The following is a 26,250-nucleotide window of genomic DNA, read 5'->3' on the forward strand; positions in this document are numbered from 1 at the left end:
ACAAAGTGTTTCGTAACGTCTGCATTCAGAAAGGATAAAATGTGAATTCCAACACAACAGGGAATTCTTCTGCTTGCAAGTTCTCCCAGTCTATTTCAAAAACTACCGACAAGTTGCCCTGTAAATTTTTAGGAGTTACCACAAGAACTTCACCAACGCCTATTGTTTCTGAGCCAATTTTCACTTGCTTTGGTACAACCAACGGTTGAATCGAAGTCTCGGCAACATAGACGTTTGCTGAAATCTTAAATTGTTTGTTTGAATATATTCTTATAAATCCAACCACCGATTCTGAATCTCCTCTATCTACGGCTATAGGCTGCGTTTCATCATACTGCCATTCTACCTTTACCGTTTGTTTTACTGTAAAGGTAAGGATTTGACTCCATGTCGTTCCACCGGGTTCAATAAGTGCGTAAAAAGTTCCAGATGCAAAGCTCTTTAAAGCAATCTTAAAGGGGTAAAAATACGAAAGTGAACTCTACTTTGAAGTCTTCAGGCGGTTCGATGTATGAAAAGTATATTACCATGGTTCCATAAATCCATTTGTTTGTGACAATTGTTGGGCTCGATGGATTCATAGATATAAATTGATTTTTTATTCTAACACCAGTTACGGTCACACCTTGAACGTCTAAAACCTTTGGAATTACATAAAATTTGAATTTTACGTTGGAGTATATGTATATCGTTCCTATACTTACTCCTTGGTAAATCTCATCTATAATGAAAGTAGTTCCTTCATCATAATACCATTCTATGTTAATTGTATGAGATAAAGCAAGAGAACTAAAAATCAAAACGAACAAAAAAACCAGAATTCGTCCAAATCCGAAAATACTTACATAATTGTGTATTTTTAGCAGAATCCTCAACTTCTTCATCACCTCCACAAGATTATATCACAACTCATCCTAAAAATAAAAAAGGGGCGTTTTGCCCCTTTTTTGCTTTTTTACTCTTAAATCAATTGTTAGAATGGAAGGAATGTAAAGTCAAATTTTACTGAAAAGTCATTTCCTACATTTAATACTTCAGGGTTGAATCCAATCTCAAGTACTCCGCTCAACAGTTTTGTAGAAACTTCCGTCGGAGTTGTCGAAGAGTTTGACAAAACTACTGAACCTACTTTGACCGATACAACATTCACGCCTGATGGGAGTGTGTTACCAATACCATAGTAAAGTTTGAAGCTCTTGTTGGACTTAAATTCAATGTTTCCAACTGTTGCCGTATAGCTTGTGTCGTCAATTGCAAAAGCTTGCGTTTCATCGTAATCCCAAGTGACTTTTATCCACTGGCGAACAGAAAAGGTTAGCGTTTGACTCCAGCTTGCATTTGGGTTGAATCTCAAGGAAACACTGCCTGCTGCGAAGATAAAACTTGCAAGAATCAATGTGACCAAAACAACAAACACTTTTCTCACAAAAACCCCTCCCTCACTTATATAGGTTGTAAACTTTCAAAGTCCACTTCAAATTATATGGGTTTTCTTGTGCATAACAAAGGAAAAATGATAAAATTTTGATAAAAAATGAAGATGCACCAATCTTACAATTTTAAGCATAATAAAAACACTGGTGGCTTTAACCACCAGTGTTTTGCCGGTAAAAATATTGGAGTTGTAGCGTTTAAAACTTTTACTCTAATTCCACAAGCACTTGTCCTGTATCTACGTTGTCCCCTTCTTTTACGTATATCTTCTTCACAGTACCTGGCTTGTCTGATACTATATCATTTTCCATTTTCATAGCTTCAAGTATCACCAATTTTTGACCATATTCAACCTTTTGCCCTTCGCTAACAAGAATTTTTAGTATGACACCTGACATAGGGGATACTATTTTGGCTCCACCACCAATTTCTGACGTCGTTGAAACTGGAGCACTCTCTTGTTTTACCGGTTTACTTTCAGGTTGAGTAGGTTTTGCTGACTGGACCTGTTGTTGAACAACAGGTTTTGGTTGTTCGAGAATTTGTGGTTGTTGCATTGGCTGGGCTGGTGTGCCGAGTTCTTCTACCTCAACAATGTACTCTTTTCCATTAACCCTAACAACAAACTTTCTCACCATCTATTTCCACCTCGCCATCCGTATGTTCTCCATTCTTCCCAACCACGTTGACCTTTGGTTCTTGGTACATTCGAGGAAGCTCTGTTAATGGATCTAATTTTTATATTCGTTCCAAGCATGGCATAAATAGCCGCAAAAACAGCTGCTATTTCTTCTGTTTCATCTACCCCCGCTGGCATGGCTTCTTGACTTTGTTTTTTTGCAACCGATTGCATCAATCCTTCGTTTTGTTCTTTAGCAACCTCTCCGATCATTTTTGAGGACGGAGTTTTTATTCGCTTATTCTTACCTCTTCCAAAAACCTCCATCAATTTGAATATTGCGTAGAGTATTACGAAAACAAGAAAAACAGTACTTACTCCTACAATTGTAACCGTAACCTCTATCGGCAATGCCGTAGGTGTAGCACTATGAGCTACCGGTTGGGCTGTTTGAGATAATGTAGTCGCAGTTTCATTGATTAGTTGTGTAGCAAGAACAGTTTGTGTTGCTTGCGCTGCCGTAGTTATTGTTGCTTCTATAGGCATCCGTTTATCACCTCGGAAAGTTTTAAATTACTTAAATCACAGCGGTATGTTTCCATGTTTTTTTCTAGGTCTTGATTCAACTTTCGTTGCGCTGTATTCAAGCGCTTTTATAATCCAGCTTCTCGTTTCTCTTGGGTCAATTACAGCATCTATATAACCTCTTGATGCTGCAACATACGGATTAGCAAAGAGTTGTCTGTATTCTTCTATCTTTTGTTTTCTGGTTTCCTCTGGATTCTCCGAAGCATCTATTTCCTTTTTGAATATGATGTTAGCTGCGCCGTCAGGACCCATGACAGCTATCTCTGCTGTTGGCCACGCTGCCACAAAATCTGCACCAAGGTGCTTGCTTCCCATTGCGATGTAGGCTCCACCATACGCTTTTCTGAGGATTATCGTTATCTTTGGAACCGTTGCTTCACTGTAAGCATACAGCAACTTTGCACCGTGCCTAATTATTCCTCCGTGCTCCTGTTTTACGCCAGGGAGATACCCCGGTGTATCAACAAAGGTTACAATCGGTATGTTGAATGCATCGAGGAATCTTATGAACCTCGCCGCTTTGTCGGAAGAGTCTATGTCAAGCACCCCAGCAAGGTAGTTTGGTTGATTTGCAACTATACCTACCGCTTTTCCATTAATTCTTGCAAATCCAATAACTATGCTCTTTGCAAAGTGTTCGTGCACTTCAAAAAACGTTCCTTCATCAACGACCCTTCTTATAACATCACGTACATCAAAACCTTTCTTTGGGTCGACAGGAACAACTGTTTGTATATCAGATGTATCTGGCTCAATTATTTGCTCTTCTAAAGGAGGTTCTTCCATGTTGTTTTGTGGTATGTAGGAAAGTAGTTTCCTTACCGTCTCTATAGCCTGTCTATCATCTGAAGCTAAGAAATGTGCGTTTCCACTCTTTGTGTTGTGAACCAACGCGCCTCCAAGGTCTTCTTTTGATATATCTTCGCCCGTAACGGCTTTAATAACGTTTGGACCGGTAATAAACATTTGAGCTGTTTGGTCAACCATAATAACGAAGTCAGTTATCGCAGGTGAGTAAACTGCACCTCCAGCACATGGACCAGCTATAACCGTGATTTGTGGTATTACTCCAGAGGCTATCGTGTTTCTAAAGAATATCTCACCGTACCCGTAAAGCGAGTCAACGCCTTCCTGTATTCTTGCACCACCGGAATCGTTTATTCCAACAAGGGGAATCCCCATCTTAAGAGCCAAATCCATTACCTTCATTATTTTTTTCGCATGCATTTCGCCGAGTGAACCACCCATGACCGTAAAATCTTGTGAGAAGGCAGCTACTGGTCTTCCATTCACCTTTCCAATTCCAGTAACAACACCATCAGCGGGTAATTTCATCTTATCAAGACCAAACATTGTATTTCTATGCTTTACGAATTTGTCAAGTTCTTCAAATGTTCCTTCGTCAAACAATAATTGTAACCTCTCGCGAGCCGTTAATTTTCCTTCAGCGTGTTGTTTGTCTATCTTCTCTTGTCCTCCACCTAATTCAACTTCAGCTTCAAGGGATTTCAGTTGTTGTATAAGTTCTTCCATTTCCATCCAGTTCACCCCTTTTGTCCACAGAAATTAATGTTCGCCTTCAACAAGTTCAATTAAGGCTCCACCTGTTGTCTTTGGGTGCAAGAACAACACCCTCGTTCCACCTGCTCCCGGTTTTGGTTCCTCTGAAAGTGGCTGAAGCCCTTGTGCCTTTGCCAAAGCCGCTGCTTCGTCAATACCGTGAACGTTGAAAGCTATGTGATGTATGCCTTCACCCTTCTTTTCAAGAAAACCTGAAACTTCAGAATTTTCATTCATTGGTTCTAATAGTTCTATTCTCGTGTCACCAACTTTTATAAAGTAAACCCTTAGGCCTCTTTCGGGTAACTCTTCTACCTCTGTAACTTCCAACCCAAGAAAGTCTTTGTAAAGTCTTAGTCTTTCTTTTGCATCCTTTACAGCTATTCCTATGTGGTCTATCCTGTTCGTATGCATAGTTTAACTCACCTCCGCAAGAGCTTTACTTAATCTGAAAATCGGATTTGAATTAATTATTCACACTAATATTGTACAGCTCTTTTTAAACTTCTCAAACTTTTTTAAGCCGCTTCAAATCCAACCTAAGGCTTTTGCTGTCCTTTTCATAAAACTTTTGAGTGCTTCCTTCCCAACTTCAGTTTTTACGTATATATCCTTGAATTCATTTTTCTCACATCTAATCACCTTCACAGTCCCTACAGCAATACAAGTCTCTGTATACGGCTCATCGATTAACGCTTCAAGACCAAAAACATCTGGAAGCTCCTCTGAAAGGAGTGTTTCGTATGTCCCCAAAGAGACCTTTACCTTTCCAGATTTTATAATGTAAACATACGGTTCCTGCTTGCCTTTTTCAATTATTGTATATCCATCTTCAAATTCAAGCGTTTCCACGTAACATCACCTCTAAAACTTTTGCCATTTTTCCATATCGTCTGTATATTATGTTCCCCTCTTCTTTGTATATACTTTCCAATGTTTTTACCGCTTCGTAGCTGTAATCTAAAAGATGCGGATAGTAAAGTAAAACTTTTTTCAGCAAAGCTTTGGCAACATATCTATCATTTAGTACGATGTAAACCTTTGCTGCTGTCTCAATAAGGAACTTCGCACCAATTTGTTCTTCTGGGAAACGTTCCACAAATTTTTTCACCAAATTGACTTTTGTAAAAAGTTTATCCTCTTCCAAACTCTCTATAAGTTCTATTGCCTTTTCTTTGTCTTCAGGTAGTTCTCCCCCGGATAGTGTTAAAAGCGACTCAATTTGGTTTAGATATTCATCTATATTCTCTGTCTCAAAGTTGAAATCATCAAGGACTAAATTTTCAAAGTCTACGGAGGTTTGGTATATAATTTTCCTAAGCTCTACAATATTTCGAATAATGTTTTCATAATCGCTCTCTATATCAGTTTCTACGAGCTCTGTTTCTTCTAAAGCTATGATGTCGTCTTCTAAAGGAAGCCCGAGTAAATACTCCAAAAGTGCTACATATTCACCTTTTGTTAAGTCATGGTAAGTGTTATTTCGAGTTTCTCGAACTGTGCCAGAAACTATTTTGAGAAGTGTTTTAGGTATCTCACCTTTTTTGAAAATTACCCCTTCGATTCTCATCTCTTTCACTTCCCGTCATTGCAAAAGTCTTTCGTAAAAGCAAATAGAGTCCTAACCTCTTTTTATCTTCAACTTTGGTCTTTTGTTGCCAGACTTTTCCCCCTTGCTCTCGTCAATTAGTTTGAATTCCTCGTGAATGGTACTGACTTTTGCAAGCTCTTTCTTTGACTCTTCCTCAGCTTTGTTGTCAACTCTTCTGAGGTTAAGCAGGTAAGAAACTGCCAGTTCGTAACTGCGCATCATCATTTCTGTGAACATCTGATATGTCTCTTTTTTGAATTCCAAAACAGGGTCTTTTTGACCGTAACTTCTTAGCCTGACAGACTCTTTAACGTGTTCAACTTCTTCCAAGTATTGTCTCCAATTCTCGTCTATTATCCTTAGCACGATAAATTTTGCGACGTGTTCGAAATCTTCTCCGAATTCTTTTTTCTTTTCTTCGTATGCATGTTTTATCTGATTTATCAATTCCTCCTTGAGTTTTTCTCTGTCATCAATTGTTTCTAAGAGTCCTTCAACATTTACGTAGTCTTTTATGATAGCAAAGGAATCTTTCAATCCTTCTTTGTTCCACTCAGGAGTTGAACAAAATTCTTCCAATCTTGACTCGACAAAGTTTTCGATTGCTTCTTCCATAAAATTGTCAACGTTGTGTTCCAAGATATAATCTCGGTATCCATAAACTGCTCGTCTTTGCGTATCTAAAACACTGTCTAGTTCAAGTAAGAACTTACGCACCCCAAAGTTTATGCCCTCTACTTTCTTTTGCACCTGTTCAATTAGTTTAGTCAGTAACGGGTGATAAATAGGCTGACCTGGTTCGATTTTGACCATGTCCATAACTTTTTGTAGTTTGTCACCTCCGAATATTCTCATCAAATCATCCTCAAGGGAGAGAAAGAATATCGACTCGCCGGGGTCACCCTGTCTACCTGACCTCCCACGTAATTGGTTATCTATCCTTCGGCTTTCGTGCCTTTCCGTTCCTATAACTAACAATCCTCCGAGTTCTTTAACACCAGGACCAAGTTTGATATCTGTTCCTCTACCTGCCATATTCGTCGCAATTGTAACCATACCCTTTTGACCTGCTTGTGCTATTATCTGTGCTTCTTTTTCATGATATTTTGCGTTCAAAACTTGATGAGGAATTTTTTCTTTTTTGAGCATTTCGCTAAGTTTCTCACTTTTCTCAATCGATGTTGTTCCAACAAGAACAGGCTGACCTTTCTCGTATCTTTTCTTTATCTCTTCAACAATTGCTCTATATTTCTCTTCGGTTGTTCTGTATATCAAATCGTCCCTATCTATTCTTATCATCGGTTTGTGAGTAGGTATAACCACGACATCCAAGCCATATATTGCTTTGAACTCTTCTTCCTCTGTCTTCGCAGTTCCAGTCATACCAGCGAGCTTTTCGTACATTCGGAAGTAATTCTGATAAGTTATAGTGGCGTACGTTATACTTTCTTCTTTTATCGGAACTCTCTCTTTTGCTTCAATTGCCTGATGTAATCCACCACTGTAACGTCTTCCTGGGAGAACACGACCTGTGAACTCATCAACAATCAAGACTTGCCCATTGTGAACGATATAATCAACATCCTTTTTGAACAAGTGAATTGCTTTAAGAGAGTTGATTATGTGGTAAATACTGTTAACATTTGCTGGGTCATATAGATTGTCAACACCTAGTAGTTTCTCAAGATAGGATATGCCCTCATCGGTAAGAATTATCGACCGATGCTCTTCATCTACTTTGAAGTGTTTATCTCTTTCCAAGCGCTTCGCAATTTGGTAAAAGTGTTTATAGACCGATGCGTTGTTTTTCGACGGACCACTTATTATCAGTGGTGTTCTTGCTTCATCTATAAGTATGCTATCAACTTCGTCAACAATAGCATAAAAATGGCCAGTTTGGACCTTATCCTCTAAAGAGATGACAAGGTTGTCCCTGAGGTAGTCGAATCCAAATTCTGAGTTTGTTCCGTACGTTACATCACATCTGTATGCTTCTTTTTTGCTCACTTCAACGACATCCACTTCAAACGCTTCAACTGCCTTTTTAACTTTTGCTTCGTCGGGTAGAAATTCACCATCGAAATCCTCGAGCCAGACGCAGTAATTCTCCTCAAGACCTTTTTGAGCCAACTCTGGATTTTTCCAGACCACTTCATAAGCTTTTCCAGATGTAGTTATGACTCCTACTCTTAAACCAAGAGCCAGATATATTGGACCCATCCACATAGCGTCCCTTTTGGCAAGGTAATCGTTCACAGTAACCATATGAATGTTTCTGTTCATAAGCGAATTCAAAACGACAGGCAGGGTTGCAACAAGGGTCTTACCTTCTCCTGTCTTCATTTCAGCTATCTTTCCTTTGTGGAGTACTATGCCACCTATAAGCTGGACATCAAAATGCCTCATTCCAACCGTTCTTCTTGCAACCTCTCGTGTGAATGCAAAAACATTTACCAGATGTTCATCAAGCTCATCCAAGTTTTCTAAAGTTCCCTTCTTGGAGAGTATGTAATCTCGCATCTGGGAAAATGACATCTTTCGAACTTCTGGTTCGAGCTCATTTATCTGCTCAACTAATTTTCTCGCTTTTCTAATCTCCATCTCATTTTTGTCAAATAACTTTTTCAATTTTCCAAACACTTTCGTATTCCTCCTTGCGGCTGCTGATTTTCTTAAAGCATCAATAGTATTCTACCACAAAAAAAGAAAAAGGTCATCCTGCCGTTGGGCAAGGATGACCAAAAAGAAGATATACATTAGAAGTCTATGCCTTCGAGGAGCATGTTATTAAGTTCGTTCAATATCTCGTGAGGTGCTATGAGTTCACCACTAACTTTACCGAGTAACCTCAATTTGGTTCCAGGTCGTACTAGTTTCACTACCTCGCTTGCGTATTGACCCAAGTTCATTTCAGCAACTAGCACATTCTGGACGTTCGCAAGTCTTTTTCGCATTTTTTCTATCGGAATGGGCCATATAGTTATTGGTCTAAGTAATCCTACCTTAATTCCCTCTTTCCTTGCTATCAACACAGCTTCTTTTGCAGACCTTGCAACGGAACCATAAGCAATTATTATCGTCTCAGCATCCTCGGTCATAAACTCTTCGCACTCAGCTATTTTGTCTATGTGTAACTTTATTTTATTCACAAGTCTTCTGATAAGTTTTTCAGCAGTTTCTGCCGTCGCCATCGGGAATCCTGATTCGTCGTGAACCAAACCAGACACATGGAAATGCGCCTTTCCCATTTCTACCAACGATGGTGGAAGGTTTTCTGCATACTCGCTTTCAGAGAACGGAACAAATAGTTCTTCTTCCTCAAGCTCTCGAGCAGAAACTCTTTCGACAATTTCTATCTCACTATCAGGTGGTAAGATAAAATTTTCGTACATATGTCCAAGTACTTCGTCCATCAAAAGTATGACCGGAGTTCTGTACTCTTCAGCTAAGTTAAAAGCTTTTATGGTGTATTTGTAAACTTCTTCAACTGTCGAAGGATAAAGCGCGATGATTGCATGGTCACCGTGTGTTCCCCACCTTGCTTGCATGATATCACTTTGCGAAGGTTTGGTTGGCATACCTGTTGAAGGTCCACCACGCATTACGTTGACAAATACTGTTGGTGTTTCCGTCATTATTGCATAACCTATAGCCTCCTGCATAAGACTGAAACCTGGACCACTAGTCGCGGTCATAGATTTTACTCCAGCAAGCGAGGCTCCTATTATCGCAGCAGCACTTGCTATTTCGTCTTCCATCTGTATAAATACGCCTCCAACTTTAGGTAATTCCCTTGCCATAGTCTCCGCTATCTCTGAAGACGGCGTGATTGGGTAACCTGCATAGAAACGGCATCCTGCTTTTATCGCACCATATGCGCAAGCCTCATTTCCCTGCCAGAAGACCATCCTTGGGTTTTTAGGCATTTTCGACACCTGCCTTGCTCTCTTCAGATACTTCTACTATGTTTATAACAAAATCCGGACACAAATTTTCGCACATCAGACAACCAATACATTTACTATGGTCAGGAACTGCTGGTCTGTTCAATTCTCCTTGGATAATGGTCTTTGTAGGACAGACATGATAACAAATACCGCACGCTTTGCACCATTGATATTTTATCTCAACTCTGTACTGTTTTTTTGCCATTTTCTTACCTCCTTCAAGCTAGCACAATAAACTACCTACCAAAAATAGCCAAGAAAACACCCGCTGCAACAGCCGAACCAATAACTCCTGCAACGTTTGGAGACATGGCATGCATAAGAATAAAGTTTGTTGGGTCTTCTTCTTGGGCGAGTTTTTGAGCAACCCTCGCAGAGTCCGGTACAGCCGAAACTCCTGCAGCACCAATGAGCGGGTTTATTTTATCTTTCAAGAAAAGGTTTAAGAATTTCGCAAACAAAATACCGCTTGCAAGCGATGAAACAAATGCGAATGCTCCCATACCAAAAACAAGCAAAGATTGTGGTGTTAAGAAAACATCTGCCCTCGCGGATGCACCAACAGATAGACAAAGTAAAATTGTCGTTGTATCGAGAATATATTTACTTGCTGCTTCAACAAGTCTTTTGACATTTCCAACTTCCCTGAGCAAGTTACCAAACATGAGAGGACCTACCAAAGTCAGCGACTGAGGAACAAGTAACGCAGTAACAAGCGTTGTAATGATTGAAAACACTATCTTCTCTGCTTTTGAAACTTTTCTTGGAGCCTTCATTCTTATTAATCTTTCTTTTCTGGTTGTAAGTAATTTAGAAACTGGTGGCTGAAGTATAGGGATAAGTGCAATGTATGAATAAGCAGCGATTGCTATTATAGACAGAAGTTCTGGTGCAAATTTTGTAGAAACATAAATAGATGTTGGTCCATCAGCACCTCCGATGATACCTATAGACGCGGCTTGTTTGAGTGTGAATCCGAAAGCACGTGCAAGTAAGAATGTTACAAATATTCCAATCTGGACTGCTCCACCAAGAAATATCGTGAGTGGGTATGAGATCATAAATGAGAAGTCCGTAAGTGCCCCTATTCCCAGAAAAATGAGAGGTGGATAAATACCAAGGTCAAGACCCTTTTTTATATAGTACATGAATCCTCCAGGAATAAACCTGCCATCCGGGAAAGTCTGTGGCGGATTCAAAATACCCGTTGCAACCGGTGGGATATTGGAGAGAATGATACCAAATGCAATAGGTATCAAAAGCAAAGGTTCGGCATCCTTTTTAACGGCAACGTATATTAAGACACCAGCTATAGCTATCATGAAAATGTTTCCGAGTGTCATTTGTGAGAACGCCATTGTTTTTAGGAACACAAAAAACTCTTCCAGCATTTATCCTGGCCTCCCTGATGCTTTATTCTTTTTCAGTCGCGCTGTATTTTTCAATATCCAGTATACTATTATTGCAAAGACTTTTCAACTATTAACTGTGAGAAGAAAACAAAGTATATGTGAACATTCTTCCGAATTCTCTTAAAATTCAAAGTTTAAATTCTTCAGTACCCCATCTTTCATCAGAAATTCGCCTTTAGATACTACGCTTACGATTTCCAGGGTTTCCTCATTTACCAAGACAAAATCAGCATCGTATCCCTTTTCAATTCTTCCCTTATTTAATTTAAAGACTTTGGCTGGGTTTGTAGTTGAAACCTTTATGGCTTCTTCCAAAGGCAAGCCATTTTCTACCACTTTGCGTATTGTATGCCAAACCGAGCTAACGCTCCCAACGCTGAGCCCTACAAAATTTCCCATTTCATCAAACTTTGGAAGACTACCCTGCCCATCCGAGGAAATGGTTATATTCTCCAACAAATTATTTTCATACGCTTTTAATATTGCATCAATTGTGTTAAATTCGCTCTTGGAAGATTCATCGTTTTTTGGTTGAAGAGCTGTTAAATCTATCATCCCACCTCTCATGGCAAACTCAAGCCCATGTTCGAAAAGCCATTTGTTTCTACTCATGTGCGTAGGATACAGATGCTGAATAGGAATCTCTGTGTTTTGGATGATTTCAAACAAATAGTCAATTCCTCTTTTACCAGCGCCTACATGAAAATTCACAGTACCCGGCTTTCCAGAAATCATTCCACCTACCCTTGCATCTGCTACAACCCGCAAAATCTCCTCAAAAGTAGGTTGAGACGAACGATGGTCGGATATCGCTATTTCCCCAACCCCAATAACTTTGTCGATTAAAACAATATCTTTTATCACACTACCGGTAAAGGTTACAGGTGGAAGGCGGTAAGAACCTGTGTATATGAAGATGTTTAAGCCCTCATTTTCAAGAGCTTTTGCTTTCGCATACAAATTCTCAAGACTTCTAGTAACTCCGTCTGTTCCCAAACAACCAATAACCGTTGTTATTCCATTCTTAATACATTCTGAAATCTTCAGTTCCGGGGTCCTAGTTTCAAACCCGCCTTCCCCACCTCCACCAGTTATATGTACATGTGGGTCGATAAGTCCAGGTAATAGCAACAAGCCAGAAGCATCGTAAATTTCTATTTCGAAGGGGACAAAAAAGGGATTAACGTCTTTGCTTATGTGAATGATTCTATTGTGAAAGATAACATCTAACTTCCCTACATACTTAGGGGCAAAGATTTTTGCGTTTTTTATAACTCTTACCATTTGAATTCCTCCTCAAACCTTAACTAATAGAACCATCAATTCCTATCTTGTGTCCCTTCCGTCTGACTTCTTCAATAACACGTTCAACATTCACATCCACCAAATAGGCTATGTCTTTCACATTAACTTTTGCTTTTCCAAAAATCGGTTGGAAATAATTTATCGCCATGATGGTACGTTGGATTTGATTACCTTGGTTTTTAATCTCCAGAAGCTGCTTTACCTGAATTATACGTTTGAGTTGTGATTCGCATATCTTGAGTATAAATCCTGGATTTGTTAAGGTTGCTTTCTCTATACTCTCAGCACTCAATGGTATCAAATCAACTGGTGAAATTGAATATAGCGTCGCCATTCTAATCTTTGAATTCATTATCGCTCCTTCTCCTACAAACTCGCCAGGTCCTACAATACTCATTAGAACTTCTTTATCTTCAAAAAGCTTTACTGCTTTTAAGTAACCCCTTAAGATAAGGAAAGCTTCGGAAGCAACTTCACCTTCCATGGTTACAATCGTTTCACTTGGAATATGAAGTCCCGCTTTCATGTAGATATCCAAAATCTCCTGCTTTTCTCCCCCTTTGAAGAAGCTTACCAAAAACTGGTAGGACAAATATTCTGCATACTCTTTTGGATTTAGGCGCCTAAAATGTATCTCTGCCTTCTCCGGTTCCAAAACCATACTAAGTAATGTGTGCCAAATCATCACTTCTTTTCGCAAATCCTCAGTGACCACTTGCGGCATCAGTTTTACTATTATCTCGAACGCTTCCTTGTAGCAACCTGACGCGTAGAGTGACTTGGCTTGAAGGATATCTTGAAAAATAGCATCAGTAATCTTGTAAGCTCCTGGATGCGCTTTGTTAAAGAATCTCATTTTGTCAGCACCAACGTAGGTTGGGAGCTCCTGGGCTTCCGTAAGCTCAGAATCAATTAAGAGCAATCTTTTAGCAATTGAGGGGATTATGTTTTTCACAACTTTTTGCGTGTGTTCTAAATTGAAAATTTCTTCAGGTTTGATAGCATAAAGTGTTACTTCGCTTGTTGAAATCACTTGCTCTTGCGAAGGAAGATTGAAGAGCGACCATTCTCCAAATGTGCCCGAATTAAACTCTTGAACCTTTCTAAAAAGTTTGGTTTCGACTGTTCCATCCACCAAATAATACAAATATTTCGGGATTTCTGAATAATCGTATATCTTCGTACCCGATGGGAATACAATAATCTCCATAAATCCATCCCCTTGGACTTTGGTTTTAAGGTGATTTGCCTAAAGAAAAACCGGGCACATAACGTGCCCGGTTAAATTTTATCATATAACAGCTAATTTCTTTCCCACCTTTTCAAACTTTTCAAGTGCAAAGTCGAGGTCTTCCTTGGAATGCACCGCACTTATCATCACCCTTATCCTTGCCTTGCCTTTTGGAACGGTTGGATAACCTATTGCTTGCGCAAATATGCCCTCCTCGAATAGTTCTTTACTGAATTGCGTCGCAACTTTGGCATCGTAGAGCATAACAGGTGTTATCGGTGTTTGGCTTACTCCGAGGTCGAACCCCAGTTTCTTCATCTCTGTTTTGAAGTAATTTGCGTTGTCCCAAAGTCTTTTAACCCGTTCATCACTTTCTTGGAGTATTTTTACTGCTTCTAGACAAGCTGCAACATCTGCTGGTGTAAGCCCTGTGCTGAAAAGGAACGGCCTTGCTTTTTGTTTCAGATATCTGACAAGTGTTTCACTCCCCGCTATATAGCCACCAAGCACTCCGAACGCTTTTGAAAGCGTTCCTATCTCCATGTCCACTTTACCATGTAGCCCGAAGTGGTCAACAATGCCTCTTCCACCTCGTCCCAACACACCTTCGCCATGTGCGTCATCAACCATAACAGCTGCTCCATATTCTTCTGCAAGTTTCACAATATCAGGTAGTGGTGCAATATCTCCATCCATGCTGAACACACCGTCTGTGACAATCAGAATTCTTCTGGCTTTTTGAACATCCCTTGCTTCTTTAAGTCTTGCTTCAAGTTCATTCATATCGTTGTGTTTGTACACATACCTCTTTGCCTTAGAAAGTCTAACACCATCTATAATACTTGCGTGGTTGAGTTCATCAGAGATAATTGCATCGTTCTCATCTCCGAAAATCGTTGGTATAGCTGCTTGGTTTGCTACAAAACCTGACTGCAAGAAAATTGTCGCTTCTGCACCCTTGAACTCAGCAAGCGCTTTTTCAAGTTCTTCATGTATTTTCATAGTTCCAGCAATTGTCCTAACAGCACCGGGTCCAACGCCCCATTCTTGGATAGCTTTTATTGCAGCTTGTTTTAGTCTTTCATCATTTGCGAAACCAAGGTAATTGTTCGAACAAAGGTTCAACACCCTTTTCCCGTTGACTACAATCCACGCACCCTGTGGTGACTCAAGTGTGCGAATATTGATATAGAGTCCTTCATTTTTCAACATTTCCATTTCGTCTTCTAATATCTTGTAATTAAACATACTGTTCCCCCCTTCAAAACAAGTTTTTAATCATCAGTCCAAATTCAGAACAACTTTACCACACTGCTTATTCAACATGAGTTCAAAACCTTTTTCCCACTGGTCAAATGGGAGTATGTGTGTAACCACTTTCGAAAGGTCCACTTTCTTCGTTCGGAGCAGTTCATCTGCAATTCTCCAAGTTTCAAACATGCGTCTACCTGTTATACCGTAGACAGCCAGTCCTCGCATTGTAATCAAAGCATCAAAGTTTATTTCTATTTTCCCACCAAATATTCCAAGCACAGATACTTCTCCGCCCATGGTAACGCATTTCAATCCATCCTCAAACGCCCGTCTGTTACCACTCATCTCAAGTAACACATCCACGCCATCATCAAGAAGTTTGTAAACTTCTCTGACTAAATCTTTTTCTGCAGGATTGATAACAACATCTGCACCATTTTCGTAAGCCATTTTGATTCTCAACGGATCGACTTCAGAAACTATTACAGTACTTGCTCCGGCAACTTTTGCGACCTGGATAGCCATCAAGCCGATAGGTCCCGCACCGGTGATAAGTACTGTTTTACCAAGTAAGTTTGTAACAGAGGCAGTATAGATCGCATTTCCAAATGGTTCCATAACAGAAGCGTAGTCAAGAGGAATTTCAGGAGAGAATCTCCAAAGAACTGTTTCGGGAATAATCGCATATTCTGCAAATATACCATTTGTATCAACACCCAAAATCTTAAGGTTCTTACATATGTGCATCCTACCGGTTTTACATTGATAACAATGTTCACAAGGAATATGTGTCTCTGCCGCTACCAAGTCTCCAACTTTAACTTGCGTAACAGCACTACCAACTGCAACAACTTCGCCTGCCATCTCGTGTCCTGTTATTAATGGAGGAATTATACGTGACTGTGACCATTCATCCCATTTGTATATGTGAACATCTGTTCCACAGATTGACGCACGTCTTATCTTAACAAGCACGTCCCTCGGTCCAAGGTCTTCTTGTGTAGGTTTCTTAACTTGCTCCATTACTAATCCGGGACCTGACACCTTTTTCATTATTGCTTTCATTGTTTCATTTGTTGTTCCCAAGACAACCGCCTCCTCCTATAAGGATGTATATGTTTAGTACAATCTGCATTTCAATTATACAACCAACAAAAAAACATCGAAATTCTATCAAACGTTAAATTAACGAGTATACAAGAGAAAAAACATCAGAAGGATACCTAATGTGGTAAAATTCACTAATTTTCTTAATAATGTTCGCTATGTGAAATTTATACAAACTTTCACAGAAATCATTACCTCATTCGAATTCTGCGTAGTCTCTAACGTACCGTTCACTCTTTATTTTCACCTTTTTTCCATCCATCTCTATAACGCCAAGCTTCTCAAGTTCTATAAACACTCTGGAAAGTGCAGGTCTTGTTGCTCCAAACTCCCTGGCAAGTTCTTCTTTTGACATATCCATCGTAACAATAGAAGAACCCTGCTCTTCCATTAAACGGACAAGATATGAACAAACTTTTTGAACGAGATTTTTCATCGTTATCTCGTAGAACCGGTCAGTTATAAAAACAAATGCATCACTCACATATTGAAGATAGTTTCTCAAAAGTCTTTCGTTTTTCATCATCAACGAGACGAAAAAGTTTTTATCTAACGTAAGAAAAACAGAAGGTCTAACGGTTTCTACATCAACAGGATACTGCGAGTCAGCTGCAAAAATGACAGCTGCAGCCAAAAGCTTTGGTGCAAACATGTGGTCTATCTGCAAGACTCTTCCCTCAGGATTCGTAAACAGCCCAAATGCTTCTCCTTCCACCAAGAATAGCAGTTCACTGCATTCATCACCACGTATCCTTACTAATTCCTTCGCTCCGTATCTCTCAATCTTTGCGTTCCGAACAACTTCATCTATAAAGCTTTTTTCCACACCTTTAAATATTTCGCAATTTTCAAGAGTTTCTACAAACCTCATGTTTGAACTGCTTATGTGCATTAAAACCTCCTCCCTAATCAGTAAACTTTCGATAGTTTTCTTGGTCTCAACAAAAATTGTAACATAGGTTACGGAAAAATTTGAGCATCCCTGCTACAATAACAGTGAACGGTCAAAATAAATCTTTCACAAAGTTTGTAAATTGAAAAACCATGAAAAATTCACTTGTAGGAGGTGTTAGTATGGCGCTGAACATGTTTTGTTACCAATGTTCACAAGCGATGAACGGAGAAGGTTGTACAGTAACGGGTGTTTGTGGAAAGGAACCAACAGTTGCAAGGTTACAAGACAACTTAGAATTCGTATTGAAAGGTATCTCAGCGTATTATTACCATGCAAGAGAACTCGGTTACAAAGACGAAGAAATAGCAGCATTCCTCAGCGAAGGGCTATACACAACTCTCACAAATGTGAACTTCGATGCTCAGGAGTTTGTGAACCTTGCACTTAAGGCAGGGATGATGAACTTCAAGGTTATGCAACTTTTGAAAAAGGCACATATTGAAACTTACGGAGAACCAACACCCGTTGAGGTTGAAACTGGTACAAAGGAAGGTCATGCTATTATCGTTACCGGTCATAACTTGAAGGCTCTCGAAGAATTACTTAAGCTGGTTGAAGGAACAGATGTTTACGTCTACACTCATTCAGAAATGTTACCAGCTCACGGCTATCCTGGACTGAGAAAATACAAGAATCTTGCCGGTAATCTGGGTGCAGCATGGTATGACCAAAGAGAACTCTTCGACAAAATTCCAGCCGCGATATTGGGAACAAGCAACTGTGTATTGATTCCAAAAGAATCCTACAAAGACAGGATGTTTACAACATCAATTGCAAGACTACCTGGTGTGAAACACATTGAAGGCTACGATTATTCAGAGGTTATTGCCAAAGCAAAGTCCCTGCCAAAACTCCCAGAACAACCAGGAAAATACAAACTAACAACCGGATATTCAACAACTGTTGTGAAATCTCTTGCGGGAAAAATCAAAGAGCTTGTTGAATCAGGTAAAATCAAACACTTCTTCGTCGTTGGCGGCTGTGATACACCGACAAAACGCGGTGCATATTACAGGGAATTTGTTGAGAAGCTTCCAAAAGAGACCGTTGTTATTACACTCGCCTGCGGAAAGTTTAGAATTAATGACCTGCAACTCGGAGACATTGAAGGCATCCCAAGACTTATTGACGTTGGACAGTGTAACGATACAATTGTGGCACTTGAAATTGCAATGGCGCTTGCGGAAACGTTTGGAGTTCCAGTCACTGAATTACCTCTAACGCTTGTTCTCACATGGATGGAACAGAAAGCTGTTGCAATATTATGGACGTTACTTGCTCTTGGATTGAAAGGTATCTACATAGGTCCTGTACTGCCAGCATGGGTTAATAAAGACATACTCGATGTTCTTGTGAACAACTATGGTATAAAGCTCATCGGAGAACCTGAGGAAGATATTAAGGCGATTTTGAAAGCATAAATAAAATAAAGCGGTTCCTATTCAATGGGAACCGCTTTTATCTTTTCATGGTAAAAAATTGGATAGTTCCATCAGCCAAAGTTACAAGGATTCCATTTTTGTAAGGTAAAACATCCATCACAAATCCTGTCGAAACAACAAACTTATCATATCTTCCAGTATTTGCATCGATAACAGTCAGTTCTCCGTTGTTAGTTCCCAGCACAAGTTGCCCAGTGTCGAGGATTTTCGGGGAGCAGCCCATCGTTGAAGAACCTATATTGCTGGACCAAACAATGTTCCCATTCTTCCCATCTATTTTATACACTTTACCGTTAATTGTGGAAATAAATATAAAATCCCCTATGTTTTCAACGGCTGAATAACCTATACCTGGGATTCTTAGATTCCAAATTTTTTCTTTTTTTCGTATATCCATCGCATTAACAGTTCCTTCGATACTTGAGTAAATCAGTAAAGTTCCAACAAGTGCAGGGGTTGAACTACCAGATGTGTAGTAGGTTTTTCCAATGTTAAATCGCTCAATTGGATTTCCATATTCATCTATTAGGTAAATGTTTCCGTCCCAGGAAGGTTGAAAATAAATATTATCTTTGAAAAATGGTTGCACTTGTAGTAGACTTTTAAAGTCGTGTTTTGCTATCACTCTAGAGTCGGAAAGTCTCAAGATATAGAAATACCTACCAGCACAGATAGCAATTGTGGAATTACCTTTTTTTAGTGAATAAACTGGCTCCGACAATTTTATTTGTCTCGTGAAATTTCCTGTGCTATCAAAAAAAACGAATTGTCCCTTCTAAATCTCCAACAACTATTTCTCTTGTACATATTTTTGAATGAGTTTCTTGGGAAATCACTTCTACATTTGCCACAACAGGACCTACGCTTTTTCTCCAAATTACTTTACCATCTTTTAAAAAGACTACATTGCCAGAGTAATCAGCAACGATAACTCCATCTTCGAAAACTGCTGGTTTTGAGTAGATAGTGTCTTCCAGACTAAAAGTCCAAGCCTTCTTTAATACATTATTTTCTCTATTTTCTGCCCTTTCCAATTTAAAAAATCTTTGGTAAATTCCATCCTTACCAACAACGGAGATTCTTAAAAGAACAGAAAAATCACTTTTTGGAACGTTAGTAAGTGTAACTTCATAGGTTAAAAACTTCTGTGTGTTATACTGCAATGCTCGTTCATATATCAATCTGCCATTAGCCAAGATTCTTATTCTCTCAGCTCCAATGTAATCAACTTTTAGTTTCACTTTATTATCAGAAGTTTCCATAAGCTTTATTGTCGCATCAATCATTCGTCGTTTTTTCTTTTCAAGGGGTATGCTTTTAATCAATTGAAAGCTATCGCTATCCACGTTGTATTTCCACAGGTAAGCATTTTCTTTATCCCAGCTTAAAACACTCATATTTCCATCCTTTGCAGCACCAAGGGTTTGAAACCATGCACCGTTGTAACAACCTGAATAGTCGTATTTGTGAACATGTCCAGAAAAGGCAAAAATAACGTCATATTTGGATATTAAGTCGATTATTTTCCAACCATCGTCCGTGTATGTTACAGGTCCGCCCAATGGGTGGTGCGAAAGCAGTATTACTCGCTTGCCTTTTGCTGATGCTTTCTCCAGTTCTTTTTCCAACCACATTATTTGGGCTTTCCCAATATGACCACCATGTTGGAAATACATTGTAGTGTCGATACCTAAAAAGATAAAGTTACCAACTTCCTTAGAAAAAACTTCGTAAAGACCTTTGGAAAAACTGTCCGAATTTTCTAATACCTTACTCTTCCTTACCACATAACTCCATCGCACGTCATGGTTCCCCAGAAGAGAATTGTATGGAATTTGCGCTTTTTCAATTATAGATAGCGCATTTTTTAATCCTTCAAATTCCTCGTTACTTCCCATCTCGGTTAAATCTCCAAGTAAAAACACATGCTGTGGCTTAATCTCTGTTATTTTGTTTAGCAATCTTTCTATGGTTTTCTGTTTGTACGGAAAGTGCAAATCCGTCAGCAAAACAACGTAGCCTTGATGCGAGAAAAACGGATAAGATTGTGTATTCCTATTTTGGCCATGAAGTATCTGCGAAGTAAATATAGCAAAAAACAAGAGCAAAAACACTAAAGTTCGTATATGTTTGCTTTTCAACTTCGGTTCTCCTCCTATTTTTTTGAGATTTTCACAATTTCATTTTTAAAAACTCCCGCCGTTGTGGCGGGAGAGTTTCCAGAATTTTATTCTTTTCACTGTTTCTTAGCCTGGTAATAGCATCTTTTAGGAGATTCTATCCTGCCTTCCTCTTTTAGTGCCTTTATCGCTTTATCAACATCTTCTTTTGAAAGTCCGGCTTTTTCCGCAATGTCACCTGGTCTTAAAGGCTTGTCTGATTCCATGAGAACTTTGAAAACCAATTCCTTCTTGTCCATTCATACATCCCCCCTAAATATAAAGTAAACCTGCTTTAAATTGATACGTGGTATAATTATTATAGCACAAAAAGACCAAGGGAGTGACTGATGTGAAAAAAGTGACGGAGAGAGAAATTCTGAATACGAAAGATATTAAACCAAAATTAGTTGTCAGCAGGTGTTTTTTTGAACACACAAGATACGATGGTGGAATCATCTCGAGTGAAATTGTAAAAAAGCTTGAAAAATATTGTGACTTTATAAAAGTTTGTGCCGAAGTTGAAATAGGTCTACCAATTCCCAGAGAACCCATAGATGTCTTTCTTATAAGAAACAAATTGAGACTTATGAACAAAACGATGTCAGAGGATCTTACGGATAAGATGATTTCTTTCAGTCATAAATTTGCCGATAGTCTCCCAAACGACATCGACGGAATGATATTAAAATCCAAGTCTCCATCCTGTGCTTTGAATGATGCAAAACTGTACGGAGAAAATGGGAGAGTCATTTCAAAAACGCCTGGGTTATTTGCAAAGGTTATGTTAGAAAGGTTTCCTCATCTTGCCATTGAAAGCGAAATGAGACTTACAAATGATAAGCTGAGATTTGAATTTCTCACATTCATTTTCACACATGCACGTTTTAGAAATGTCACCAACAAGAAAGAACTTATTGAATTCCATTCAAGGAATAAGTATTTACTATTAGCGAAAAATGAGAAAGTGATGCGTGATATGGGAAAGTTGGTAGCACAAAAGGGGTTTGATGACACTACTAAAATCGCATACGAACAACTGCTTGTAAAGGTGCTGAAAACACCTTTGAAAGTGCCAAAGGTTATTAATACACTTCTACATTTGTATGGCTATTTCAAAGACAAGCTATCATCGCAGGAAAAAGCGTATTTTATGGATTTGTTAGAAGACTACAAAAATCATATTGTAAACTTGCAAACTCTACTAGCAATCCTAAAATCCTGGGCTATAAGATATTCAGTCGATTATATCTTGGATCAAACATTTTTTGAACCATATCCCAAGGAATTGGACCAGCTGAAACTCGAAAAAGATGCCGCGAGGTGAAATAAAGTAAATGAAAGCAGCTCCTAGCATTGTTTCACATGTTATGTACACACTCTTAAAGATTACCCGGTTTTCGAAAGTTGTTGAAAAGAAAATGATAGAAAACAAATTTAATAAATCTCCAGCGCCTCCGAAGAAATCTATCTATAGAGTGGCTGATGTTTCACTCTCGTATATCTTAGAGAGACAGGTTTGGGAAATTAAACCGAAGAATTCTAGACCAGAAATTGTGGTTATCTTTCTTCACGGTGGAGCGTACATTGCAAATATATCTAAGATGCATTGGAATGTTGTCCAGAAAATATTTGAAATGATTCGTCCAATAATTTATGTGCCGGATTATCCCTTAGCTCCAGAATCAAATTGGAGAGATACCTATACATTCATGGATGAGTTATATTGGAGGGTGCAGGAAAAATATACAGATAAGAAAATCGTTTTTATAGGTGACTCGGCCGGTGGAGGACTAGCCTTGGGGTTTGCACAAAAGTTGAGAGATGAAGGTAAGAACTTACCAAACCACATTGTTCTTTTTTCTCCATGGCTTGATTTAAACATGGACAATCCCGAAATTAGAGAATACGAAGATAGGGATGTGATTTTAACTACTAAAGGTTTGATGGCAGCTGCACAAAAATATAGCGGAGGTACTAATTTTAAAAACCCTTATCTAAGTCCTATCTATGGCGATTTCTCGAAACTTTGCCCAATCACCGTCTTCACAGGGACAAATGATTTATTGCACCCAGACTCTAAAAAATTGCGGGAGCTATGTTTGTCTCAAAACCTCTCGCTTAATTACTTTGAATATCCTCGAATGTTCCACGATTGGGTGATCTTCACATTTCTACCAGAATCAAAAGACGCGCTTGAAAAGGTCAAAAGCATATTAGTGACAGATTGAAGTTTTAATAATTATTCCAAACAAACCTAATTATCTCATCTTGGTACTCCATGGCGACGTATGTTGGCACAACAAAGTTGTTGACCATTATGGCGAATGCCACTTTTCTACCAGTCTTTGTAACCATCACCCCTGCTATGTTCGAAACTTTCTGCAAAGTTCCAGTTTTTGCATACAATGTTATATCCCCAAGTCTTCTTTCCATAGTTCCCTCTGTTCCTGACCTTGCTAACGTTGATATGAACCCGTTAAAACCTCCGTGGTTTCTGTATGCGTAAACTAACGTTTGTGCAACCATATACGGTGTAGCAAGATTGTAAGTTGATAAACCTGAACCGTCGTTCAATTTGAAAGGATAATATTCTCCGAAAAGTTTCTTGTAAAAGTCATTCATCACTTTGAGTGAATTGTAAATACTACCCAATCCGTAGACTCTTAGACCCACGGTTCTTAATATTTGTTCAGCGTAAGAATTGCTGCTATACTTGTTTGCAATCGCTATAAGGTTTTTCAAAGTGGCGGATTTAATTACTATGAATTCTCTGTAGTCGTTTCTTAATTTGCCAACTTTAACTGTACCGTAAACTTTGATTCCGTAATCATTGAGAATTTTTATAACGTTAAGCCCAAAATTCAACGCCACAGCGTTGACATCGTATGGATTAAATGCATTAGGGTTTTCTTTAAGCACAAGAGCATCGATACTTGGATTTTTGTAATCCCACTCCCAACCAATACCCCATCTTTCGTTTGAGAAAAAGGAATTATCAATAACGATATCACCTTCGATTTCTTTAACACCTTCGAAAATGAATTTCTTAAAATTTTCTCTGAGTGTCTCAACACTCATTGAGGGATCTCCATTACCTTTTATGACAATATCTCCCCTAATCCTTGGTGAAATGTTACCACGTGGAACATAAACAGTAGTCGTATAGCGAAATTCAGGTCCAAGCACTTCCCAAGCCACAAGTGTGGAAAACACTTTTGTCAAGGAAGCTGGGATAAAAAGGGTATGCTCATTATAGTGAACGAGAGCATTACCGTTGTCTGCATCAACAAAATATACACCAACAAAGCCACCTTGTGGTATTCTCGATGTTATCAGTGAATAAACATCTTTTGATGAACCAAAAGAAGGGTAAAGTAGCAGTGATACCGATAAAAGTAAGAGAAAAAATCTGGAATTCTTAATCTCCTTACTCAACAACTTGATGAATGCTCTGAACACCGATTACTTTGCCTCCTACATCAACGTACAAAGTATCTTCTGTGATTTTTAAAACAGTCCCTTCAGCAATCTGTTCATCAACGTTTACCTTAATCTTATCTCCTTCTCTTGGGACTAAGTATTTCTTCCAGAGTTTTGTGATGCTCTCAGTTTCATTTCTGTAAGTTATCAATAAATTCCAAGCATGTTTGTTAATCGCATCGAGTATGTAAGTGATTTTCACCTTTTTCTTTAGGATGTCTTTTAATGAGATTGCGATATCTTTTAAGTCATCTGGAATGTCGTTGTTCACGTTAATTCCTATACCTACAATTATTGCAACTACTCTATCGTTAACAGAAACAGCTTCTGAGAGTATACCAGCAAGCTTTTTGCCGTCGTAATATATGTCATTGGGCCATTTTATGTAAGCTTTCACCTTCAACTTTTTTAGTACTTCCACAATGGCTACAGAAAATACTTTTGTGTATGCATGAAGGCTTATGTGCACCTTCGGCTTAAAGAGAACTGAGTACCAGAGTCCCCCTTCTGGAGAGTACCACGTTCTTCCCATCCTACCTTTGCCGGCCGTTTGCTTAATAGCAACAACTATAGCTCCATCGTGGAAAGACTTGTAATTCCTTTTCAAAAACTCGTTGGTGCTATCTACCTCGTAAAGTACTTCTATCTCTTCTCCTATCATCTCTACACCCAGCTCCCCTTATACGTTTTCCAGAAAATTTACCTGTAAAACTATAATGTTTTCCTTCTTAAAAACTCTTTCAGCCTGTGTCTCAAGAAAATTGCGGAAGAAAGTAAATAAACCAATGCGCCAAAAACTGTGGATGGAATTACCCAAATACGTTTTGATGAAATATTAGAAAAGAAATAAGTTGCCACTCCCATGATAAGCGAAGATAAGATAATGTACAAATCTTCTTTTTCGAAAAGCTTTTTGTTTTTCTCTTTTATCAAAAGGTACAGAAAACCTATTATTCCTGCAACACTTGTGGCTAATGCAACGCCAATTGGTCCATACTTCAAACCAACAAGAAGGTCCATCACTACATTCGACAAAGCAACTATTATTGTAGCCTTTAAAGGGGTCTTCATATCTTTCATCGCGTGGCGTGCACGTGCCATTGTTGAATACATACCATAAAAAGGTAATCCTAAGACGTATGCGTTTAGTACCTGGGCGGTAATTCTGGTATCCTTTGCTGTAAATTGCCCGTATTCGTAAAACAACCGAAGTATTGGCTCGTCAAGAACGATAAGACCTATTGTTGCTGGAACTGTGAAGAACAATGTTGAAGTTATTCCGTGTTTTAAGTGCTGGGTATAATTTTCTCTATCGTTGCTGATTGTTGAGAGTATCACAGTTGCCACAGCCACTCCAAACAAACCATATGGAAGCATGTAAAATCTTGATGCATATTGGAGGTAGGAAACACCTCCACCAAGTCCTCGACTGTAATAAGAGACCACATTTGTGTCCACTATGCTGTTGATTTGAGAAATAGACATCGCTAGAAAACTGGGCCAAAATAGTTTTAAAAACTCGTTTGTGTATTTAAATGTGAAACGGAGTTTGTGTCTTCTTAATGGATAAGCTAGCGCCAAGAACGCAGCTGCTTCTCCTATTAGAAATCCCCAAGTGGGTCCGTAAATACCCAAACCCGGGAGTAACGTAAAGACTATGATCACAATATTTGGAATAATAGGTGTTAACGCCGGGTAAAAGAATTTACCACGTGTGTTTTCAATAGAATACGTTATTGCCCACCAAAAGATGAAAAATATCGAAGGAGCAGTTATTCTTGCCAAAACACGTATGAGTTCTTTTGTTTGCGGTGCTGCACCTGAACTGAAAAGGTATATGACTATATCTGGGAAAATCATAACAGTCGACACTATAACTAGCAAGACTATTGTAAAACTAGTTAGCACGGAAGATAGAAACTCATCTTTATCTTTCGATTCACTGTAAAGTGGTACAAATGCAGAAGTCATCGCACCTTCGCCGAAAACCCTTCGTAAGAAAAACGGGAACAAGATGGCAACGAAATATGCATCTGCTTGCCATGATGTTCCAAATTTTGAGGCTATGAGCATGTCTCGAACAAGTCCCAAGACTCTTGACAAGAATGTTGCTACGGCGAATGCAAGACTACTTAACATTACACTCAATTTTCGACAACCTCC

The 26,250-nt window shown here is 38.9% G+C and carries 27 protein-coding genes; 3 read left to right on the top strand and 24 right to left on the bottom strand.

The genetic code is table 11. The features are described from left to right. Window positions 1-25: 25 nt before the first annotated feature. From JM64_RS05445 to JM64_RS05530, 18 genes are all read right to left on the bottom strand, one after another. Entirely contained in the window at window positions 26-286 is a 261-nt protein-coding gene (locus JM64_RS05445; RefSeq protein WP_064011803.1) for a hypothetical protein, read from the bottom strand. A gap of 166 nt (window positions 287-452) precedes the next feature. Then, on the bottom strand, window positions 453-884 hold the full coding sequence (locus tag JM64_RS05450) for a hypothetical protein (protein ID WP_064011804.1): 432 nt from the start codon (window positions 882-884) through the stop codon (window positions 453-455). A gap of 89 nt (window positions 885-973) precedes the next feature. Beyond that, window positions 974-1,426, bottom strand: coding sequence for a hypothetical protein (locus JM64_RS05455; RefSeq protein WP_064011805.1), 453 nt, complete (start codon window positions 1,424-1,426; stop codon window positions 974-976). Between the two features lie 214 nt (window positions 1,427-1,640). Further along, window positions 1,641-2,072: a biotin/lipoyl-containing protein gene (locus JM64_RS05460; RefSeq protein WP_064011806.1), complete on the bottom strand. Its 432-nt coding sequence runs from the start codon at window positions 2,070-2,072 to the stop codon at window positions 1,641-1,643. Further along, window positions 2,066-2,599, bottom strand: a complete 534-nt coding sequence (locus JM64_RS05465) for an OadG family protein (RefSeq protein ID WP_064011807.1) — start codon at window positions 2,597-2,599, stop codon at window positions 2,066-2,068. The genes JM64_RS05460 and JM64_RS05465 overlap by 7 nt, the downstream gene beginning before the upstream one ends. Before the next feature lie 36 nt (window positions 2,600-2,635). Further along, window positions 2,636-4,174 carry an acyl-CoA carboxylase subunit beta gene (locus JM64_RS05470; RefSeq protein WP_064012537.1) on the bottom strand — a complete coding sequence of 513 codons (1,539 nt, stop codon included), beginning with the start codon at window positions 4,172-4,174 and terminating at the stop codon, window positions 2,636-2,638. A 33-nt stretch (window positions 4,175-4,207) separates the two neighbouring features. Beyond that, a complete protein-coding gene (mce, locus tag JM64_RS05475; protein WP_064011808.1) occupies window positions 4,208-4,615 on the bottom strand; it encodes a methylmalonyl-CoA epimerase in 408 nt (135 codons plus the stop codon). 114 nt (window positions 4,616-4,729) lie between these two features. Further along, complete coding sequence (locus JM64_RS05480) at window positions 4,730-5,053, bottom strand: cyclic nucleotide-binding domain-containing protein (RefSeq protein ID WP_064011809.1); 324 nt, start codon at window positions 5,051-5,053, stop codon at window positions 4,730-4,732. Then, on the bottom strand, window positions 5,040-5,771 hold the full coding sequence (locus tag JM64_RS05485; protein ID WP_064011810.1) for a hypothetical protein: 732 nt from the start codon (window positions 5,769-5,771) through the stop codon (window positions 5,040-5,042). The genes JM64_RS05480 and JM64_RS05485 overlap by 14 nt, the downstream gene beginning before the upstream one ends. Window positions 5,772-5,822: 51 nt before the next feature. After that, window positions 5,823-8,432, bottom strand: a complete 2,610-nt coding sequence (gene secA, locus JM64_RS05490) for a preprotein translocase subunit SecA (RefSeq protein WP_082868318.1) — start codon at window positions 8,430-8,432, stop codon at window positions 5,823-5,825. 116 nt (window positions 8,433-8,548) lie between these two features. Then, entirely contained in the window at window positions 8,549-9,718 is a 1,170-nt protein-coding gene (locus JM64_RS05495; protein ID WP_064011811.1) for a 2-oxoacid:acceptor oxidoreductase subunit alpha, read from the bottom strand. Continuing rightward, the gene (locus tag JM64_RS05500; RefSeq protein ID WP_064011812.1) at window positions 9,711-9,944 is read right to left on the bottom strand and encodes an indolepyruvate ferredoxin oxidoreductase subunit alpha; all 234 of its coding nucleotides are present in this window, start codon (window positions 9,942-9,944) and stop codon (window positions 9,711-9,713) included. Before JM64_RS05500 ends, JM64_RS05495 begins: the two co-directional genes overlap by 8 nt. A 31-nt stretch (window positions 9,945-9,975) precedes the next feature. After that, complete coding sequence (locus JM64_RS05505; protein WP_064011813.1) at window positions 9,976-11,130, bottom strand: sodium ion-translocating decarboxylase subunit beta; 1,155 nt, start codon at window positions 11,128-11,130, stop codon at window positions 9,976-9,978. Window positions 11,131-11,271: 141 nt separating this feature from the next. Beyond that, window positions 11,272-12,435, bottom strand: a complete 1,164-nt coding sequence (gene iadA / locus JM64_RS05510; protein WP_064011814.1) for a beta-aspartyl-peptidase — start codon at window positions 12,433-12,435, stop codon at window positions 11,272-11,274. Window positions 12,436-12,454: 19 nt separating this feature from the next. Further along, window positions 12,455-13,666, bottom strand: a complete 1,212-nt coding sequence (locus tag JM64_RS05515) for a cyclic nucleotide-binding domain-containing protein (protein ID WP_064011815.1) — start codon at window positions 13,664-13,666, stop codon at window positions 12,455-12,457. Window positions 13,667-13,747: 81 nt separating this feature from the next. Further along, a complete protein-coding gene (locus JM64_RS05520) occupies window positions 13,748-14,935 on the bottom strand; it encodes a glycine C-acetyltransferase (RefSeq protein WP_064011816.1) in 1,188 nt (395 codons plus the stop codon). Window positions 14,936-14,968: 33 nt separating this feature from the next. Further along, entirely contained in the window at window positions 14,969-16,006 is a 1,038-nt protein-coding gene (tdh, locus tag JM64_RS05525; protein WP_064012539.1) for an L-threonine 3-dehydrogenase, read from the bottom strand. 238 nt (window positions 16,007-16,244) lie between these two features. After that, on the bottom strand, window positions 16,245-16,940 hold the full coding sequence (locus tag JM64_RS05530; protein WP_064011817.1) for a Crp/Fnr family transcriptional regulator: 696 nt from the start codon (window positions 16,938-16,940) through the stop codon (window positions 16,245-16,247). Between the two features lie 188 nt (window positions 16,941-17,128). Here JM64_RS05530 and hcp point away from each other — a divergent pair, with 188 nt between their 5' ends. After that, window positions 17,129-18,424: a hydroxylamine reductase gene (gene hcp / locus JM64_RS05535; RefSeq protein ID WP_064012540.1), complete on the top strand. Its 1,296-nt coding sequence runs from the start codon at window positions 17,129-17,131 to the stop codon at window positions 18,422-18,424. A gap of 37 nt (window positions 18,425-18,461) precedes the next feature. On the opposite strand, the gene JM64_RS05540 is transcribed toward hcp, so the two are convergent. The 3 genes from JM64_RS05540 to JM64_RS05550 form a co-directional block, all read right to left on the bottom strand. Continuing rightward, complete coding sequence (locus JM64_RS05540) at window positions 18,462-19,166, bottom strand: outer membrane protein assembly factor BamB family protein (RefSeq protein WP_064011818.1); 705 nt, start codon at window positions 19,164-19,166, stop codon at window positions 18,462-18,464. A gap of 31 nt (window positions 19,167-19,197) precedes the next feature. Continuing rightward, entirely contained in the window at window positions 19,198-20,586 is a 1,389-nt protein-coding gene (locus JM64_RS05545) for a metallophosphoesterase family protein (protein WP_064011819.1), read from the bottom strand. 95 nt (window positions 20,587-20,681) lie between these two features. Beyond that, on the bottom strand, window positions 20,682-20,864 hold the full coding sequence (locus JM64_RS05550) for an HTH domain-containing protein (RefSeq protein WP_064011820.1): 183 nt from the start codon (window positions 20,862-20,864) through the stop codon (window positions 20,682-20,684). Between the two features lie 92 nt (window positions 20,865-20,956). Between JM64_RS05550 and JM64_RS05555 the strand changes: the two genes are divergently transcribed. Together JM64_RS05555 and JM64_RS05560 are read left to right on the top strand one after the other, a co-directional pair. Beyond that, on the top strand, window positions 20,957-21,931 hold the full coding sequence (locus JM64_RS05555; RefSeq protein WP_231882295.1) for a YbgA family protein: 975 nt from the start codon (window positions 20,957-20,959) through the stop codon (window positions 21,929-21,931). 10 nt (window positions 21,932-21,941) lie between these two features. Continuing rightward, window positions 21,942-22,835 carry an alpha/beta hydrolase fold domain-containing protein gene (locus tag JM64_RS05560; RefSeq protein WP_064011821.1) on the top strand — a complete coding sequence of 298 codons (894 nt, stop codon included), beginning with the start codon at window positions 21,942-21,944 and terminating at the stop codon, window positions 22,833-22,835. A 4-nt stretch (window positions 22,836-22,839) separates the two neighbouring features. Here the strand turns inward: JM64_RS05560 and JM64_RS05565 are convergent, their stop codons facing one another. From JM64_RS05565 to murJ, 3 genes are read right to left on the bottom strand one after another with little or no spacing between them, the layout of a single operon-like run. Next, window positions 22,840-24,066 carry a D-alanyl-D-alanine carboxypeptidase/D-alanyl-D-alanine-endopeptidase gene (locus JM64_RS05565; RefSeq protein ID WP_064011822.1) on the bottom strand — a complete coding sequence of 409 codons (1,227 nt, stop codon included), beginning with the start codon at window positions 24,064-24,066 and terminating at the stop codon, window positions 22,840-22,842. Then, window positions 24,035-24,748: a biotin--[acetyl-CoA-carboxylase] ligase gene (locus tag JM64_RS05570; protein ID WP_064011823.1), complete on the bottom strand. Its 714-nt coding sequence runs from the start codon at window positions 24,746-24,748 to the stop codon at window positions 24,035-24,037. The genes JM64_RS05565 and JM64_RS05570 overlap by 32 nt, the downstream gene beginning before the upstream one ends. A 50-nt stretch (window positions 24,749-24,798) precedes the next feature. Further along, window positions 24,799-26,226: a murein biosynthesis integral membrane protein MurJ gene (murJ, locus tag JM64_RS05575; RefSeq protein ID WP_231882494.1), complete on the bottom strand. Its 1,428-nt coding sequence runs from the start codon at window positions 26,224-26,226 to the stop codon at window positions 24,799-24,801. Window positions 26,227-26,250: the final 24 nt, after the last annotated feature.

Origin of the sequence: Fervidobacterium pennivorans, from assembly GCF_001644665.1 — a bacterium.
In the GTDB taxonomy this organism is placed as follows: domain Bacteria; phylum Thermotogota; class Thermotogae; order Thermotogales; family Fervidobacteriaceae; genus Fervidobacterium; species Fervidobacterium ngatamarikiense.